The 17,024-nt window shown below is 64.9% G+C and carries 18 protein-coding genes and 1 tRNA gene; 14 read left to right on the top strand and 5 right to left on the bottom strand.

Going from position 1 to position 17,024, the window contains the following annotated elements; all coding sequences use genetic code 11:
• The first annotated feature begins 42 nt into the window (after window positions 1-42).
• The 3 genes from ruvA (at window position 43) to PMI04_RS00800 (ending at window position 3,624) form a co-directional block, all read left to right on the top strand.
• Window positions 43-648: a Holliday junction branch migration protein RuvA gene (gene ruvA / locus PMI04_RS00810; protein WP_037485461.1), complete on the top strand. Its 606-nt coding sequence runs from the start codon at window positions 43-45 to the stop codon at window positions 646-648.
• Window positions 645-1,667: a Holliday junction branch migration DNA helicase RuvB gene (gene ruvB / locus PMI04_RS00805; protein ID WP_007705850.1), complete on the top strand. Its 1,023-nt coding sequence runs from the start codon at window positions 645-647 to the stop codon at window positions 1,665-1,667. Before ruvA ends, ruvB begins: the two co-directional genes overlap by 4 nt.
• A gap of 214 nt (window positions 1,668-1,881) precedes the next feature.
• The gene (locus PMI04_RS00800; RefSeq protein ID WP_052028032.1) at window positions 1,882-3,624 is read left to right on the top strand and encodes an AMP-dependent synthetase/ligase; all 1,743 of its coding nucleotides are present in this window, start codon (window positions 1,882-1,884) and stop codon (window positions 3,622-3,624) included.
• Between the two features lie 13 nt (window positions 3,625-3,637).
• On the opposite strand, the gene PMI04_RS00795 is transcribed toward PMI04_RS00800, so the two are convergent.
• From PMI04_RS00795 to PMI04_RS00785, 3 genes are all read right to left on the bottom strand, one after another.
• Window positions 3,638-4,039, bottom strand: coding sequence for a hypothetical protein (locus PMI04_RS00795; protein WP_007705854.1), 402 nt, complete (start codon window positions 4,037-4,039; stop codon window positions 3,638-3,640).
• Window positions 4,040-4,118: 79 nt separating this feature from the next.
• Complete coding sequence (gene gloB, locus PMI04_RS00790; RefSeq protein WP_007705857.1) at window positions 4,119-4,841, bottom strand: hydroxyacylglutathione hydrolase; 723 nt, start codon at window positions 4,839-4,841, stop codon at window positions 4,119-4,121.
• A 4-nt stretch (window positions 4,842-4,845) separates the two neighbouring features.
• Window positions 4,846-5,280 carry a VOC family protein gene (locus PMI04_RS00785; RefSeq protein ID WP_007705860.1) on the bottom strand — a complete coding sequence of 145 codons (435 nt, stop codon included), beginning with the start codon at window positions 5,278-5,280 and terminating at the stop codon, window positions 4,846-4,848.
• A gap of 102 nt (window positions 5,281-5,382) precedes the next feature.
• Between PMI04_RS00785 and PMI04_RS00780 the strand changes: the two genes are divergently transcribed.
• A complete protein-coding gene (locus PMI04_RS00780; RefSeq protein WP_007705862.1) occupies window positions 5,383-6,090 on the top strand; it encodes an SIMPL domain-containing protein in 708 nt (235 codons plus the stop codon).
• A 2-nt stretch (window positions 6,091-6,092) separates the two neighbouring features.
• On the opposite strand, the gene PMI04_RS00775 is transcribed toward PMI04_RS00780, so the two are convergent.
• Complete coding sequence (locus PMI04_RS00775; protein WP_007705865.1) at window positions 6,093-6,995, bottom strand: tetratricopeptide repeat protein; 903 nt, start codon at window positions 6,993-6,995, stop codon at window positions 6,093-6,095.
• Complete coding sequence (locus PMI04_RS00770; RefSeq protein WP_037485452.1) at window positions 6,995-7,741, bottom strand: alpha/beta hydrolase; 747 nt, start codon at window positions 7,739-7,741, stop codon at window positions 6,995-6,997. The genes PMI04_RS00775 and PMI04_RS00770 overlap by 1 nt, the downstream gene beginning before the upstream one ends.
• A 138-nt stretch (window positions 7,742-7,879) precedes the next feature.
• Between PMI04_RS00770 and PMI04_RS00765 the strand changes: the two genes are divergently transcribed.
• From PMI04_RS00765 to PMI04_RS00720, 10 genes are all read left to right on the top strand, one after another.
• A tRNA-Leu gene (locus PMI04_RS00765) sits at window positions 7,880-7,966 on the top strand.
• A 327-nt stretch (window positions 7,967-8,293) separates the two neighbouring features.
• Entirely contained in the window at window positions 8,294-8,863 is a 570-nt protein-coding gene (locus tag PMI04_RS00760; protein ID WP_157178074.1) for a DUF4255 domain-containing protein, read from the top strand.
• Entirely contained in the window at window positions 8,860-9,699 is an 840-nt protein-coding gene (locus tag PMI04_RS00755) for a hypothetical protein (RefSeq protein ID WP_007705876.1), read from the top strand. Before PMI04_RS00760 ends, PMI04_RS00755 begins: the two co-directional genes overlap by 4 nt.
• A 22-nt stretch (window positions 9,700-9,721) precedes the next feature.
• Entirely contained in the window at window positions 9,722-11,584 is a 1,863-nt protein-coding gene (locus PMI04_RS00750; protein WP_007705879.1) for a phage tail sheath subtilisin-like domain-containing protein, read from the top strand.
• Between the two features lie 16 nt (window positions 11,585-11,600).
• Window positions 11,601-12,056, top strand: a complete 456-nt coding sequence (locus PMI04_RS00745; RefSeq protein WP_007705880.1) for a phage tail protein — start codon at window positions 11,601-11,603, stop codon at window positions 12,054-12,056.
• 11 nt (window positions 12,057-12,067) lie between these two features.
• Window positions 12,068-14,023, top strand: coding sequence for a hypothetical protein (locus PMI04_RS00740; RefSeq protein WP_283184833.1), 1,956 nt, complete (start codon window positions 12,068-12,070; stop codon window positions 14,021-14,023).
• Window positions 14,020-14,502, top strand: a complete 483-nt coding sequence (locus PMI04_RS00735; protein ID WP_007705110.1) for a phage tail protein — start codon at window positions 14,020-14,022, stop codon at window positions 14,500-14,502. The genes PMI04_RS00740 and PMI04_RS00735 overlap by 4 nt, the downstream gene beginning before the upstream one ends.
• Window positions 14,499-15,740: a hypothetical protein gene (locus PMI04_RS00730; protein ID WP_007705107.1), complete on the top strand. Its 1,242-nt coding sequence runs from the start codon at window positions 14,499-14,501 to the stop codon at window positions 15,738-15,740. Before PMI04_RS00735 ends, PMI04_RS00730 begins: the two co-directional genes overlap by 4 nt.
• On the top strand, window positions 15,740-15,931 hold the full coding sequence (locus PMI04_RS00725) for a DUF5908 family protein (RefSeq protein ID WP_007705106.1): 192 nt from the start codon (window positions 15,740-15,742) through the stop codon (window positions 15,929-15,931). The genes PMI04_RS00730 and PMI04_RS00725 overlap by 1 nt, the downstream gene beginning before the upstream one ends.
• Window positions 15,931-17,022: a contractile injection system protein, VgrG/Pvc8 family gene (locus tag PMI04_RS00720; RefSeq protein ID WP_007705105.1), complete on the top strand. Its 1,092-nt coding sequence runs from the start codon at window positions 15,931-15,933 to the stop codon at window positions 17,020-17,022. Before PMI04_RS00725 ends, PMI04_RS00720 begins: the two co-directional genes overlap by 1 nt.
• Window positions 17,023-17,024: the final 2 nt, after the last annotated feature.

Below are 17,024 nucleotides of genomic sequence, written 5' to 3'. Positions count from 1 at the left end.
AAGAGGCTGTAAAGAACAGATCATGACCATGGGGCAATGGCGATGATCGCGAAACTCAAAGGACGGCTGGACAGCACGGGCATCGACCATGCCATCATCGATGTCGGCGGGGTCGGCTATCTGGTCGGCGCATCGTCGCGGACGCTGGCGGCGCTTGGTCCGGTGGGCGAGGCGGTGACGATCCATACCGAAATGCTGGTGGCCGAGGATTCGATCCGGCTGGTCGGCTTTGCCCGTGCCGAGGAGCGCGACTGGTACAGGCTGCTGACCCATGTGCAGGGCGTTGGGTCACGGGTGGCGCTGGCGATATTGTCGGCGCTCGAACCCCTGGAACTGCATCGCGCGGTGGCGATGGGCGACAAGGCGATGATCGCGCGGGCCAATGGCGTCGGCCCCAAGCTGGCGCAGCGCATCGTCAACGAGCTGAAGGACAAGATCGGCGCCGCCCCGACCGGTACGCCGGGCATCCCGGGCATCATCGCGATACCGGCCGGTGGCTTTGCCGCCGATGCGCTGTCGGCGCTGCAGAATCTGGGCTTCAAGCCGGCCGAGGCGAGCAGTGCGGTGGCCGCCGCCGAAGAGGAACTGGGCGATGGCGCCAGCCTTGACGCGCTGGTCCGCCTGGCGCTGCGGAAGGCGGCGAAGTGAGCGAAGACGATCGCCTGATCACGCCGGCCCGCCGTGCCGAGGATGTCGACGCGGCATTGCGGCCCAAGTCGCTCGACGAATTTGTCGGGCAGCAGGCGGCGCGCGAGAATCTGCGCATCTTCATCCAGGCCGCGCGCACCCGTGGCGAGGCGCTGGACCATGTGCTGTTCTTTGGCCCGCCGGGCCTCGGCAAGACGACGTTGGCGCAGATCGTCGCCAAGGAAATGGGCGTGGGTTTCCGCGCGACATCCGGCCCGGTGATCGCCAAGTCGGGCGACCTGGCCGCGCTGCTCACCAATCTGGACGAGGGCGACGTCCTGTTCGTCGACGAGATTCACAGGCTCAATCCGGCAGTCGAGGAAGTGCTCTATCCGGCGATGGAGGACCGGGCGCTCGACCTGATGATTGGCGAGGGGCCGTCGGCCCGGTCGGTGCGGATCGACCTGCCGCGCTTCACCCTGGTCGGCGCGACCACGCGCCAGGGCCTGCTGACGACGCCGCTGCGCGACCGGTTCGGCATTCCGGTGCGGCTGCAATTCTACACCGTCGAGGAGCTGGAGCTGGTGGTGCGGCGCGCGGCGCGGCTGCTGGACCTGCCCATCACGCCTGACGGCGCGGTCGAGATCGCGCGCCGGTCGCGTGGCACCCCGCGCATCGCCGGGCGACTGCTGCGCCGGGTGCGCGACTTTGCCAATGTCGCGGGCGCGCCGACCGTCGATGCCAAGGTCGCCGACGCAGCGCTGAAACGGCTGGAGGTCGATCATCTGGGTCTCGACCTGATGGACCGGCGCTATCTCCACATGATCGCCGACATCTATCGCGGCGGGCCGGTGGGGGTCGAGACGCTGGCAGCGGGCCTGTCCGAAGCGCGCGACACGATCGAGGAAGTGGTCGAACCCTATCTGATCCAGCTGGGGCTGATCGCGCGGACCGCCCGCGGCCGCTGCCTCAACGGGCCGGGCTGGAAGCATCTGGGCCTCAATCCCCCTGCAGGCGCCCAGGACGGGCTGTTCGACTGACCCCTTTTGCGCTTGCACGCCGGTCCAGCCGTCCCTAATCGCACGCGCTTTCCCGATTCGGCGCAGCGATATGCGCTGAAACCGGTTATTGTGCATGGCCGTTACGGCAAGGCCGGGCTATAGCCAGCTGGCGCTACAGGCGCGCGGCAGACGCGCCGATGTAAGAGGAGTTGAGCCTGTGAGGGCGATCGAACGTTTCCCCAATCTGGTCACCATGTTCTTTGCCCGCGCCAAGGAAAAGGGCGACGCGCCCTTCCTGTGGCGCAAGACACAGGGGACGTGGCAGTCACTGAGCTGGACCGAAGTCGCGCGCCAGGTGGCGGCGCTAGCGGCCGGGTTGAAGGCGGAAGGGCTGAAGCCCGGTGATCCGGTCATGCTGGTGAGCGAAAATCGCCCCGAATTCTGCATCGCCGACCTGGCCATCATGGCGGCGGGCTGCATCACGGTGCCAACCTACACCACCAACACGACGCGCGACCATCAGCATATCCTGACCGACAGCGGCGCCCGCGCGGTGATCGTATCGACCGCCAAGCTGGCCGCCACGCTGATGCCGGCGGTGCTGCGGTCGCAGGCGAGCCAGGTCATCGCGATGGAGCCGATCCGCGGGCCTCAGGGCAATTATGAATGCCATTTATGGGCCGACCTGATCGCCGCCCACCCCGCCGACGTCGATGCCTGCGCCCTGGCCCAGACCGCCGTTCGCAACGACCAGGCGTGCATCATCTATACCAGCGGCACCGGCGGCGCACCGCGCGGCGTGATGCAGCATCATGGCGCGATCCTGGCCAATGTCGAAGGCGCAGGGCAGGTGGTGCTGGAGGATTTCGGCTGGGACGAGGAAGTGTTCCTGTCTTTCCTGCCGCTCAGCCATGCCTATGAACATAGCGGCGGCCAGTTCCTGCCGATGCTGCTGGGCGGGCAGATCTATTATGCCGAGGGACTGGAAAAGCTGGCCAGCAATATCGAAGAAACGCGCCCCACGATCATGGTCGTCGTGCCCCGCCTGTTCGAGGTGCTGCGCACCCGGATCATCAAGTCGATCGAGAAACAGGGCAAGTTCCCGACCTATCTGCTGCACCAGGCGCTACGCATCGCCGCCAAGGAGCAGCAGGGCAAGTCGTCCTTCGTCGATCTGCCGATCAAGGCGCTGCTGGCGCGCACCCTGATCCCCAAGATTCGCGCGCGCTTCGGTGGGCGGATGAAGGCGCTGGTATCGGGCGGTGCACCGCTGAACCCGGATGTCGGCCTGTTCTTCGATGCGATGGGGCTAACCCTGCTCCAGGGCTATGGCCAGACCGAAGCCGGTCCGGTGATCAGCTGCAACCGGCCTGCCGCCGGCATCGCCATGGATACGGTCGGCCCGCCGCTGGACGGGGTCGAGGTCAAGATCGCCGAGGATGGCGAGATATTGGTGCGTGGCGAGCTGGTGATGCACGGTTATTGGCGCAATCCGGCAGAGACCGAGAAGGCGCTGAAGGATGGCTGGCTGCATACCGGCGATATCGGCGAAATCGACGATCGTGGCCGCATCCGCATCACCGATCGCAAGAAGGATCTGATCGTCAACGACAAGGGCGACAATGTCGCCCCGCAGAAGGTCGAGGGCATGCTGACGCTGCAGCCCGAGATCGGCCAGGCCATGGTCTATGGCGACCGACGTCCCTATCTGGTCGGGCTGGTCGTGCCCGACGCGGAATGGACCCTGGAATGGGCGGCGATGAATGGCCGGTCGATCCAGGGCATCATGCAGGATACCGCCTATCACGCGGCGCTGCGCGCGGCCGTCGACCGGGTGAATGACGACCTGTCCGTGATCGAGCGGGTGCGCCGTTTCATTCTGGCCGACGAGCCCTTCACGATCGAGAATGAGGAACTGACGCCGTCGATGAAAATCCGGCGCCATGTCATCCGCAAGCGGTATCAGGATCGGCTGGACGCGCTCTACAAGGCGTAGGGCGCGCCGACGTTCATTTCGCCGGGGCGCGATATGGGGTGAAATCGCCCAGGGCACAGCTGCCGGTGTTGATGCCGGTCATCAGATCGGCGCTGGTCGTGATGTCACCGCGGCAATATTGCGAGCCCCAGGTGCGCACGATCATCGTATCGCCCCGCGCCAGCCCGGCGCAGCTGCCGATCAGGTCGTTCTTGTAGACGAGCTTGCGGTTGACCCGGTACAGCAAGGTATTGCCGCTGATGACGGTAAAATTGGTCTGCGGTTCGCGGTTGATGCAGTTGACCTTCTCACCGGGAACCAGGCCGGCAAGCGCCTTGTCCATTTCCGCCGTCTGCTTTTCGGTCAGCGGCTGGGGCTGGTAGTTGCCGGCGCAGGCGGCCAGCGCCAGTGGAGCAAGGCACATCCATGCACGCATCGTGATTCTCCTAGCCATGCCTTTGCAAACAATTACAAACAAGACGCCATGATAGCGCCAAATCCGTGGAAGGGGCGGGTTAAAATGCGTCCTTGCCGGCGCGCCGTTCCGCAAGTTCGGCAACATCGCGGGCACGCATGAAGATATTGGTATCCCGTTCCAGCGCGATCGTGGTGGGAATCGTTGCCTCTCCACGGGTACGGGCCATGTCCACTGCCGCCATGCGATCGCGCAGCGCATTGTTGTCGGGCTCCACCGTGAGCGCGAAGCGCCCGTTCGACTGGGTATATTCGTGCGCGCAATAAACGATCGTGTCGCCCGGCAGCGCCTTGAACCGCTGCATATTGGCGAACATCTGCGCCGCCGTACCCTCGAACAGGCGACCACAGCCCATGGCGAACAGCGTGTCGCCAACGAAAATCATGGCGTCATCGGCCAGATGATAGGCGATATGGCCAGCGGTGTGGGCCGGAACGGCCATCACCATGGCGACATGATCGCCAATGCGGACGCTGTCCCCCTCCCCCACCTGCCGGTCGAGCGTATCGATCTTCGCGGCTTCGGCGATGGGGCCGGTGATGATGCAGCCGGTCGCGACCTTGATGCCAGCATTGCCGCCGACATGATCGGGGTGCCAGTGGGTATTCCAGATCTGGTCGATGGTCCAGCCGCGCTCGGCCGCGGCCGCCAGCACCGGATCAGCCACCGACGGGTCGACCGCGACGGTCTGGCCACTGGCATCGTCATGCAGCAGCCAGACATAATTGTCCGACAGGACGGGAACGCGCACGACCTGCGGCATCGGCTTACCAGGCCCCGATATTGGGCATCGATACCCAGGGTTCGGCCGGGTCCAGCCGGCCGTCCTGCAACAGTTCGACCGAGATATTGTCGGGGGTACGGATGAAGGCCATATGGCCGTCGCGCGGCGGACGGTTGATCGTGATACCCGCGTCCATCAGCCGCTGGCAGGTCTCGTAGATATTGTCCACCTGATAGGCGAGATGGCCGAAATTGCGGCCGCCATCATAGGTTTCGGCCGGACTGCCATCTGCTGGCGGCCAGTTATAGGTCAGTTCCACCTGCGCGTCCTCATCACCCGGTGCAGCGAGATAGACCAGGGTGAAGCGGCCCGCCTCGCTGTCGAAGCGCTTGACTTCCTTGAGCCCGAGCAGGTCAAAAAAGGCGATGGTCTTGTCGACATCCGTGACGCGGATCATCGTGTGCAGATATTTGAGCAAGGCTGTCTCCGTTCGTCGCCATAAAGCAACGGTTCATCGGTAGATGGGCAGATAGCTCCTTAAATAGGGCCGGGACCGGCCCGGCGGAAGAGGAAAGCGATCATGGCTCTGGAAATGCGGGACAAGGTGCTTCTGGGTTCGGCGGCATTGCTGGCGATCGGCGTGGTCGCGGGTGGGTATTTGCTGGGCGATGGCCTCAAGCGCGCCAAGGCGGCGGATCGATCGGTCACGGTGCGGGGCCTGGCCGAGAAGGATGTGACCGCCGACCTTGCCACCTGGTCGATCAGCTATTCGGCGACCGGCACCGACCTGCCGACGGTACGGGCGGAAATCGACGCCAATACCCAGCAATTGAAAGCCTATTTCGCCAGCCTGGGGTTCAGGCCCGATGCGCTGACGCCCGTGGGTGCGGGGGTGAACCAATATCTCAACAACGGCATCAACAATATCACCATCACCCAGCGCATGCTGTTGCGCACCACCGACATTGCCCGCGCCCAGCGCGCCGTCGCCCAGCAGTTCGACCTGGTCCGGCGCGGCGTGACGCTGCAGGAAGGATCGGGGATGCGCTACAGCTTCACCAGGCTGAATAGCCTCAAGCCGCCGATGGTGGCGGCGGCGACCAAGGACGCGCGCGCAGCAGCCGAGCAGTTCGCCAAGGATTCGGGTGCCGGCGTGGGCGGCATCAAGAGCGCGACCCAGGGCTATTTCTCGATCGACCCGCGCGATGGCGAAGGTGGCGACGGATCGAGCGACACGCCCTACAAGAAGGTGCGCGTCGTCACGACCGTCGACTTCTACCTGAAATAGGGTCAGCCCGCCGGCCTGGACGCCGGCGGTGCAGGGTCGAGCCGGTCCAGATTGTCGGTCGCCGCCTTTCCGGCGGACGAATCGGGGGCGACCTTTGCAGCCCGCTGCCACGCGGCACGGGCGATGTCGGCATGATCGGTCAGGATGGCAATATTGCCTTCCTCCAGCGCCACCGAGGCATCGTCGGGCGACAATTGCACGGCGCGGGCGATGTGCGCCTGGGCCAGGGCCATCTCGCCGGTGCGTCGTGCCAAAGTGGCTGAAAGCAACCAGGCAAGCGGATCCTGTGGCGCCTGGGCCAAGGCGATGTCCAGCGAATCGCGCGCAGCTTCGCTATCCCCCTGCGCCACCAGTGCGCGGGCGCGATCCAGATGCAGTTCGCCCTTTTCCAGACCGTCGGGCAGGCCCCGGGCAAGCGCAGCATCGAAGTCGCTCCGCGCCTTCGCGGCATCGCCGCTCACCAATGCGGCATTGCCCGCCTGCGCCCAGAGTCGCGCACTCTGAACGATTTCGCCGGAACGCTCGGCCTCATCCGCCGCCTGTTCAAAAGCGACGATCGCCGCGCCCCAGCGTTCCGCCCGGGTGAGAGCAAAGCCCATGCAGTGCCTGGCATAGAAGCTGCCGCCATCGATTCGCCATTTCTCGGCAAAGGCGATCGCCTTGTCCGGCGATTCCACCGCCAGGTCGAGGCAGGCCTGAAAAGGGCCGGCATATTTGGCGGGCACCGGGATGCGGCCGTCCGCAGCGGCCGGTTTGGCCTGTACCGCCGCCGCACGCGCCGCGGATGCGGCAGACGCCGATGCAGCGGCCGCATCCTCCTTCTTCCTGCGACTGTTGCGCATCACGGCCTCGACCTCGGGATCATAGGCCTGCATGAACATCAGGAGGGGCAGGATGACGGGCATCAGAGGCTATCCAGAAGGGCGGTGACGGTAGCAATCAGCAAGGCGATGTCGCCGTCGCGCGAAAGGCGATGATCGCCGTCCTTAACCAGCAGCGTCTGCACATCGGATGAACGCAGCCGTTCGGCCACGCGCACCGCGATGCCCCAGGGAACATCGGCATCGCACTGCCCCTGCAGCAACCGGACCGGGCAATCGATCGCAATCTCGCCATCGAGCAACCGATGCGCCTGGCCCGATTCCCAGAAGGCCAGGGTGGTCACATAGGGGGCGTCGCCATAGGGGGTTGGTTCCTCGATCCGCCCCTCCGTCGCCAGCAGCGCCTTGTCCGCATCGGTAAAGCCCCAATCGGTGAAATCGGGCGCGGCGGCGATACCGACCAGCCCGGCGACCCGGTCCGGCCGCGCCAGCGCGATCAGCAATGCCAGCCAGCCGCCCATGGACGACCCGACCAACAGCAGCGGCCCCTGGACCAGCATGTCGATCAGCGCCAGCGCATCATCACGCCAGCTGGCCAGCGTGCCATCCGCGAACCGCCCCTCGCTGGCGCCGCAACCGGCATAGTCGAACCGCAGCATCGCCTGCCCCTGTGCCGCAGCCCACTGGTCGAGCGCGATCGCCTTGCTGCCTTCCATGTCGGACATATAGCCGGGCAGGAAGACGATCGTCGGTCCCCGGCCGGACCGGTAGCGATAGGCCAGGCGCGGCCCGTCGGTACGCGCAAACAGGACAGGCGGCATAGCGATCATTTCCAAAGATGGCTTCCTTCGCATCGACGGGGCTGTTCCCGCGCCCTAGATAGCCGCTTCATACGAAGCCAGAAAAATAATCGCGACCATGCGTTGACAGGTTTGGAGGCACCCGTTAGAGGCGCCCTCCTACCCCGTGCCCAGATGGCGGAATTGGTAGACGCACCAGCTTCAGGTGCTGGCGATCGCAAGGTCGTGGAGGTTCGAGTCCTCTTCTGGGCACCATTTCCTTCCTTCTGGAATGGAAGCCAAAAACCGCCGGAAACGGCGGTTTTTTCTTGCCCGGTTTTCCTGACCGGACAAGGTATTTGCGGCCCTGTTGGCGAATAGGCTTGCTCCGATCCGGCGCTCTGCCGAGAGCGGCGATATCAGGGTGCCTCCGGGCATTTGCTGCTTACCCCTACTCTTCCTGTCAGGACGAAGCGTTCGCAAATTGCGTCGGGTTGCGCTATGAATCATTTGCAGCAATGGCTATCATTGCAGTCGGGTTGACCAAATAATGACAATTAAAAGCACGCAATCGGGAAGCACAACTTCCGGAAAGGCCGCTTTGTGTCAATTGCTGGGTGCAGCCAATCTATCAAGGATCTACTTGAGTCTCGCCTCAGGGAGGGGAATAATCTTGGTGATTATTCCATCTTTGTTCTGTCGCCTCGAGATGTCAGCTCCACCCTCGAAAATCAAATAGCGCTGATCTTATATCGGGTTGAGAGCGATCCGAACAGGCGACACGCCCCATTGCCCCAGGCCAATCCGATGGCACCGCGGCGAACAGCCATGGTGCTAGAACTGCGCTATTTACTGGTTGTCTGGGGCAAGCAGTCGGCACTCGGCGAGCATGTCATGCTGGGCCAGTGCATGGATATTCTGGACCGCAACGCGGTCCTGGCAGGGCCGTTGCTGTCGGACGCCTATGGGTGGGAAAGCGACGACGCGCTCAAGATCACGCTGGAACCCCTGGCAACCGACGAACTGATGCGCGTCTGGGATGCGATGAACGCCGACTATCAGCTGTCGGTCGGCTATGTCGTGCGTGCCGTGAGGCTGGCACCGCGCATCGAACAGGATGCGCCAATGACCAATATGCGCAGTCTCGTCTTTGCCGAAGGTCGGCCGGAATGATAGCCGAGCGCGCCATCGACTGGGCCAATGGCCGGGCGCCCGATCGCATCGTTGCGGTCGGCCGGTTGGCGGTGCGACCGTTGCGCTATGTGGCGGAGTATCAGCCACTGGCCGGGCCGACGATCGCTGGGCTGCATGTGCACGTCCAGAATAGCGCCGAGCATGCCCGGTTCCATGTCGAAACCGGCATCTATGGCTTTCTGAAACTACGGCCGGGGTCCGCGCGGATCGAGGTAACCGATCCGGCGGGCCGCTGGTTCCCGGCGGCACGGGACATCATCGTGCCCGATCGATCCGCGATCCTTGCCGCAGCAACGGCCGGCGGTACGCCCCCGGTCGACCCGCCAGGACCGGACGGTCGCCCCGCATGGATCGCCGATATTGCCCTGCGCCCCACTATCAGTGCACCGGCAACGCCGGGTCTGACCATCCTTTGGGGGGTGGTACGCGAGATGGACGGGACGCCCGTGCCACTTACCCGCATCATGATCGACAGCGTGGCATCGACCCGCATCGTCACCCATGCAGACCGCAGCGGCACCTATATATTGGCGCTGCCGGCCGAGCGGACCGACCCGTTCACGCTGACATCCGTTTTCGACCGGGCGATACGCGTCCATGTGCCCGGCACCGCACTGACGTCCGCGTTGCGGACGATGCCGCGGTTCGTTTCCGCCCTGCCCGCCGATCTCGATACGCTCGATCCCGACGCAATCGGCTCCCCCTTCATCCCGCGCGCCTTCGCGCTCGTCCCGGCCGGCGGGGCGCCCCGATCCGCGCCGCTGCCGGTGCAGGCGGCGGCGCGAAGCCGCTGGGATATCCACTTGCTGCCCTGATCCCGAATAGGAGGCCAGACCCATGCCAGAATATCTTGCTCCGGGTGTTTATGTCGAGGAAACCAGCTATCGGGCAAAATCGATCGAGGGCGTTTCCACCTCGACCACCGGTTTTGTGGGGGCATGCCGCTTCGGACCGGTCGAAGGCACGCCGGTCCTGGTCACCAGCTTCGAGGAGTATCAGCGCTATTTCGGCGACGACGCGGACCTGCTGATCGGCGGCGTACCAACCATCAACCATATGGCGCGCGCGGTGCAACTCTTCTTCGAAAATGGTGGCGCGCGCGTCTACATCGCCCGAATCTTTGGGCTGGGCGGCAATCCACCTGCCGATTTCATCGCAACTTCACCGGCCATCCTGACCAGCGCTGGTCCGGTGTCGATCTCCGCCCGCTTCCCGGGGCTCGCGGGCAATGTCCGGATCCGGATCCAGGCGGTACGCAGCGGCAATCTATGTGTCAGCCAAGGCGGCCAGTTTACCCTGACCGGCGTGCGCCCAGGGGATGTGGTGGAGGTGTCGGCCAGTGTGAAGCAGCGGCTGGTCGCGCCGGCGGGGGCGAGTGGTCCAGGCGAGGCGCTGTCATCGGTGCCGACCGACCTGGCGGCGGTCTCCTTCGACCAGACCGGGCGGCCGACGCTGACCTCTGCGGGTGGCAGCGTTACGCTGTCGGCAACGACGATCGTGCAGAAGATCGCGCTGACCCTGACGGTCGAACCCAATGGCGATGGATCAACCGGCAGCCGGGTCGACCAGATTGCTGGCCTGTCGCCCCATCCCGACAGCGAACTGTTCGTGGGGCGGGTGTTGCGCACCGCCGATCCGCTGAACGGAATCACGCCACCGGCGGACAATTCCAACCGTATCTTCTTGAGCTTGCCGGCACCGCTGCCCGACATACCAGCCGCGCGTGCCGATTTCGCCGGAACCTTGTTGCGCGCGCTGATCGATGGCGCGGCCTTCACCCTGGCCGGCGGCAACGATGGGGCCACCCCGGGCCTCATCGAATATCGCGGCGGGGGCACCGGCGACAGCGCAACTGGCCTGGAAGCCCTGGCGGAGATTGACGACATCGCCATCGTCGCCGCGCCGGGTTCGGCAGCACTTGAGACCGAGGATGAACGTCAGTCGGTCCGCGACGCATTGATCACCCATTGCGAGTTGCTCAAATATCGCTTCGCCGTGCTGGCTGCCGAACGGACCGCCGATCCAGCCGTGATCCGCGAAGCCCGCGCCGATCATGACTCCAAATATGCAGCGCTCTACCATCCCTGGCTGGTCGTGCCCAATGCCTCGCCCAGCGCCCCTCGTGACGTGGTCACCCTGTCGCCGGAGGGCGCGATATGCGGCATCTATGCCCGGTCCGACATCAGCCGGGGGGTCCACAAGGCACCCGCAAACGAAGTCGTGCGCGGCGCGCTGCGCTTTTCCACGGCCATCACCAAGGGCGTGCAGGATGTGCTTAATCCCGAAGGCATCAATTGCCTGCGCAGCTTCGAGGGGCGGGGCAACCTGGTCTGGGGTGCCCGGACGATCAGCAGCGATCCGGAATGGATCTATGTGAATGTCCGTCGCCTGTTCATCTATCTGGAACATTCGATCGACCGCGGAACCCAATGGGCGGTGTTCGAGCCGAACAACGAACAGCTCTGGCTCAAGATCAGGCTGACGATCGAAGCGTTCCTATACGATAGCTGGCGCAGCGGCGCACTGATGGGGACCAAGCCCGAACAGGCCTATTTCGTGCGGTGCGACCGAACGACCATGAGTCAGAATGATCTGGATAATGGCCGACTGGTCTGCCTGATCGGCGTGGCACCGACCAAGCCTGCCGAATTCGTGATCTTCCGCATCGGCCAGTGGACGGCCGAAGCCAGCATCATCTGAGGGGGAGGACAAGGACATGGCCATCACCCGTGAAGACCCATATGGGCCGTTCAACTTCCGCGTCACGATCACACCGGGCACCGGTGCGGAGATCAAGGCTGCCTTTTCCGATGTGTCGGGCATGAGCGCGGAAATCACCCATGCCGATTATCGCACCGGCACGGACCCCGCCAATCATGTGCGCAAGATCCCGCTGATGAACAAGACCGGCGACATCACCTTGAAACGGGGCCTGGTCGCCGCACTCGACCTGTTTCAATGGGTCAAGGCCGCGAAAGAGGGCGTTCTGGCCGCCAAGGCGAGCGTGGTGATCGAACTGATGAGCGAGGATCGCACGGCAACCGTCGCGACATGGAAGCTCACCAATGCCCGGCCACAGAAATGGACCGGCCCGACACTCGCCGCCAAGGGCGCCTCCGACGTGGCCATGGAGGAGTTGGTCCTGGTCTGCGAAGACATCGCTTACGAGTGAGGGAGGGAAGCATGGCCACGCCCCTTCCCCTGACTGGCAACGCCTATACCGGAGCGCGCTGGCGCGCCGGCCTGCCCCCCGGCGTCTATGAAGTGCAGGCAGGCGCGGAACAGCGAAAGCAGGTGCGGTTGGACATGGCTGCCTTTGTCGGTCTGGCCGAGCGTGGCCCTGTCGGCATTCCGGTTCCGCTGCAATCCTGGCCGGCCTTCCAGGCGGCATTTGGCGCGCCCATCGAGGGACTGCAGGGGCCGCTGGCCGTCCGGCTTTTCTTCGAGAATGGCGGCCGCCAATGCCTGTTCATACGGGTCGTCGATCCAGACCAGGCGCGGGCCGCCCGCTTGCTGCTGCCAGGCCTTGGCCCGCTGGCGGCGGTCTCTGCCCGGTCGGCCGGCAGTTGGGCGAACCGGCTGTCGCTGCGGTTGCGGGTCAATCGGCGTATCCTGCCACTGCGCCGCGCGATCGGGATGCCGCCATGGACCGACGGCACGCTGTTGGCCCCGATGGACCGCGCGGTGGCCGGCACAACCATCACGCTGGCCGGTGACCCGCCCGACATGGTGCGCCATATCGTCGACGTGGGTCGGCCGACGGGCGGACTGACGGCCATCCTGATCGATCCGCCTGTCGCGCCCACAGTGGAGGAAATCCGCCTGTCGGCGACGGAGGCGCTGACCCTCCAACTCGACATCGCATTGAATGACAGTCTGGTTGAAAGCTGGTCCGACGCAGCGCTGCATCCCTTCCACCCGGACCATTTGCCATATCTTCTGGACCGCGCGGCCCTGGTCGAAAAGCTGGCGCCGGGCGATGTCGATGCCCCGTACGGCTCGCAATTTCTGCGGCCCGACCCGAGCCTGATCGATCATGTTCTGATGCCGTCATTGGCCCTGATGCTGGCGCCCGACGGGCTTTTCTTCGATGCCCGCACGCTGGAGGACGACGATCGCGGCTTCGACGCGGCCGGGACAACCACGCGCGATCATTTCATCGATGCGCTGGATGCGCTGACACTATGGGACGAGCGCAGCGAAACCGCGCCGGTCGCGCTCGTCGCTCTGCCCGACCTGGTCCATCCCCCGCAGAGAGAGGCGGATATTGCGCTGGCTGCGCCCCCGGCAGAAACCTGTTTCGGACCCTGCCTGCATCAGCCCGCTCCCCTGGCCGCATCCCCCCTGCTTTACCCGAAGCTGGGCGCCGATTCGCGCGCGGAACTGGGCGCGGCACAGTTGCGCTTCGTCCGACATTGCGAGGCGCATGGCCGCCGCATGGCGCTGCTCGACCTGCCCACCGGCCTGTCCAGCGGCGAGATCATCGCCTGGCGCCGCGCGCTGGCATCGCCCCGCGCAGCGCTGTTTACCCCCTGGCTGCGCATCGACAACGCCGATGGCGTAGCGGTTCCCCCCGCTGCGGCGGTCGCGGGCCTGATCGCCCGCGCAGAACGGGATGTCGGGGTGTTCGCATCACCGGGCGCGACCACTCTGCATGGCATTTTTGCGCTGGCCGGCGACGCGGGCCTCCCCGGCCCCGGCTTCCTGCACGAGGAACGGATCGACCAGATCCGGGCCACGGAAAAAGGGCTGCAACTGATGGGCAGCCGCACCACCGCGTTTGACGCGGAATGGACCCATATCAGCGTGCGGCGGCTGCTAGACTGGCTAGCTCTGCAGCTTGCCATCGACCTGGCCTGGGCGCCGTTTGAACCCAATGACGGCGCCTTGTGGCGGGCGATGATCCGCACCGCCGAAAGGCGCCTGCTGGCACTGCTCGATGCTGGCGCATTGGCGGGCGGACGGGCCAGCGACAGTTTCTTCATACGGTGCGACCGCAGCACGATGGCCCAGAGCGACCTGGATTTTGGACGCGCGATCATGCTGGTCGGGGTCGCGCCGGCGGTGCCGTCCGAATTCCTGCTGTTCAACCTGGTGCGCCATGGTGCCGACGATCCGCGCATGGAGGTGACGGCATGACGCTGCTGACGCGCCATAATTTCCGCGTCGAGCTGGTGCTGTCGGGCCTGGGTGGCGACGAAGCACTGGTGCAGGGCACGACGGAAAATCCCAAGGGTGCGTTCAGCGAAGTGGCGGGATTGGAGATCGCCATCGAGCCGGTGACGTTCCGCGAGGGCGGCTATCATGCCGGCCCGCGCCAGCTTCCCGGCAAGACGACGACCGTGCCGCTGGTGCTGAAGCGCGGCTTGTCACTCGATCCCGGCTTCTGGCACTGGATCCGCCGCTGCACGCAAGGCGGCTATCCGCTTCCCTATATTTCCGGTTCCGTCTTCGTGCGTGGTCCCAACCCGGCGGAAGAGGACGCCGCCGAGTTCCGCTTCGTCAATGGCTTTGCATCCAAGGTGAAGACCGCCGACCTCAATGCCGGAGACGCACGGGACGTGCCGATCGAGGAACTGCACATCGTCCATGAGGGCTGGTGGAGGCAGGACGCATGACGGAACAGCTCACCCGCGCCCGGCTGACCCCCTTCGACGAGAAGGGCACGACGCCACAGACCGACAAGATGACCCGGTTCGACTTCAACCCGGAAACCTTGACGCTCAAGGTCAGCAGCGGGCAGCAGCAGGACAAGGCACGCAAAGGTCGGGGTCAGGTACAGAGTGTTGGCGCATCGGCGGCCACCTTGAGTTTTGAAGCTATATTCGACACTTCCCGTCCACGAACCGCCGACGATGTCCGTGCGGAGGACCGCAACGACGATGATGCGCTCGACGTCCGCAAACGGACCAAGCCCATCGCCGACCTGCTGGCCAATGCCGTGCCGGGTGGAGACAAGGCGGCCAAGGAAAAATCGCCCCGACGGGTCCGCTTCCAATGGGGCATGATCGTCTTCGATGGGATCATTACATCCTATCAGGAAAGTTTCGATTTCTTTTCGCCTAACGGCACGCCCCTGCGCAGCAAGGTGCAGATCACGATCAGCGAACAGGATTTCGCCTATTCGGTCGATGCCGGCGAATTGGCCCGGCAGGCAGCGGCACCGCCTTCCGCATCAGCGCGAACCGCCGCCGCTGCCGCTGGCCAGGACAGCCTGTTCGGCGGGCCGGGCGCGCCGGGATCGGGCATCGGCGGCGACTTCGACCTGTCGCTGTCGGCTGCCGCGTCCGTCAGCCTGTCTGCATCATTCGCGGGATCGCTGGGCCTCGACGGCGATCTTGGCCTGTCGCTCCAGGCAGGCATTCGCCTTGATGCGGAGGCGGCCCTGTCTGTATTCGGCCCTGGCGCGGTGATTGCGAGCAGTGGCATCGGCCAGGGCGACGCTGGCCTGTCCGGCCTGAAAATGCCAGGCAGCAGCGGGCCTGCCCAAAGCAACGCCGGCATCACACCGCCGCCATCGGCCTGGGCACCAGACGGCCCAGCCGCCGGCAGCACGGCGGCGAAACTGGCCGGCAGAGTGCTCGCCGCCCGCAATGCCTTTGGCTCGCCCGATGCGGATATGCGCCCAGCCGCCATCCAGGGTTCCCCCCCGCCCATCATTGCGCGCGCGCAGATCGAGCAGCCGGCGATGTTCGGCCGTCGATCGGTTCCGATCAGCAACGCGACTGCCCAGGAGCGGCGCCCACGTTGGGAAGGCGCCCTTTCTTCGGGTGCAGCGGTCGCCATGGCTCAACCGCGCCACGACCGTTCCGCCGGGGACTGCGGTTGCCGTCATTGTTGTGGGGGAGGCCGTTAATGCCCGTGACCATCAATCAGATGTCGACCGAGATCAGTGTCGATCCGGCCCCCGGCAGCAGGGGGGGAGACCAGGCCGGCCCCGCATCGGCTCCGGCCGAGGAGGTCCAGATCGAGGAATTGCGCGCCATCGTCCGCGAACTGATCGCGGAGGAAATGGAGCGCTATCGTCGGACCGCGGTAGAATATTGATGGCCGAGGCAGATTTTCTTGTCACGGGCCGCCCCCGCTTCACCATCGATGGAACGGCATCGGACCTTTTGGAGCGGACCTGTTTCCGACTGGAGGTCGCGGAAACCGATCAGGGCCTGGCGACGCTGGAAGCGGTATTCCTCAACCTGGATCATCCGCACCCCGGCGAAGCGGTCGATTTCCTGCATTTCGATGGACGCAGCATCGACCTTGGACGCAGCATCGAAATCAGCTTCACCATGAGCGAGAACCCGATCAGTATCTTCAAGGGTTTTGTTATGGCCATCGGCGGCGCCTTTCCCGAGGCGCGCGAACCCGAATTGATCATCCATGCCGAAGACGGCCTGGCTCGCGCCCGAATCCGGCGTCGCACCCGCCTGTTCGAGCGAAGCAACGATGCCGATATCATCGGCGAGGTTGCCACCGAGACATCCTGGATCCCAGACAATGGCATCGCCGGCCCGGCCCATATCCAGCACTGGCAGGTCAATCAGAGCGATCTGGCGCTTATGCGCGAACGGGCGGCAGCGGCTGATGCGATCCTCCGGCTCGACGATCGCGACCTGATCGTGGCGGCCCGCGACAGTTTCGTGGCTCCCCCTATTGCCATGAGCAGCTACAATGAATTGATCCGCTTCACCGTCATGGCGGATCTGGCGCACCAACGTACGGCTGTCCATGTTCATGGCTGGGACGTCGCGCAGAAGGAGGCGATCCACGAAAGCGCTGGCGCGGATATTGCCCAGCAGGTCGGCGACGGAACCCAGGGCCGCACCGGACCGGAGCTGCTGGGCCAATTATGGCCCGATGCGGCAGAAGATGTCCATGATGCGATGCCCGCTACGCCCGAAGAGGCACGCAGTCTGGCCGAATCCCGGATGAAGGCGCGCGCGCGGCAATTTGTGCGCGGTCGCGGCGTCGCCAATGGCAACCCGGAACTCCGCGTCGGGCGTAGGGTCGAACTGGTCGAGCTGGGGCCGCTCTTTTCCGGCACATATCAGCTCACTGCCGTCCGCCATGTCTTCGACATGGTGCAGGGCTATCGCACCCATTTCGAGGCATCGCGTGCCATGCTGGGCATACCGGCATGATG

Origin of the sequence: Sphingobium sp. AP49 (genome assembly GCF_000281715.2) — a bacterium.
GTDB lineage: Bacteria > Pseudomonadota > Alphaproteobacteria > Sphingomonadales > Sphingomonadaceae > Sphingobium.
The sequence above is the reverse complement of the archived record's forward strand: the minus strand, read 5'-3'. Positions and strand labels throughout refer to the sequence as shown.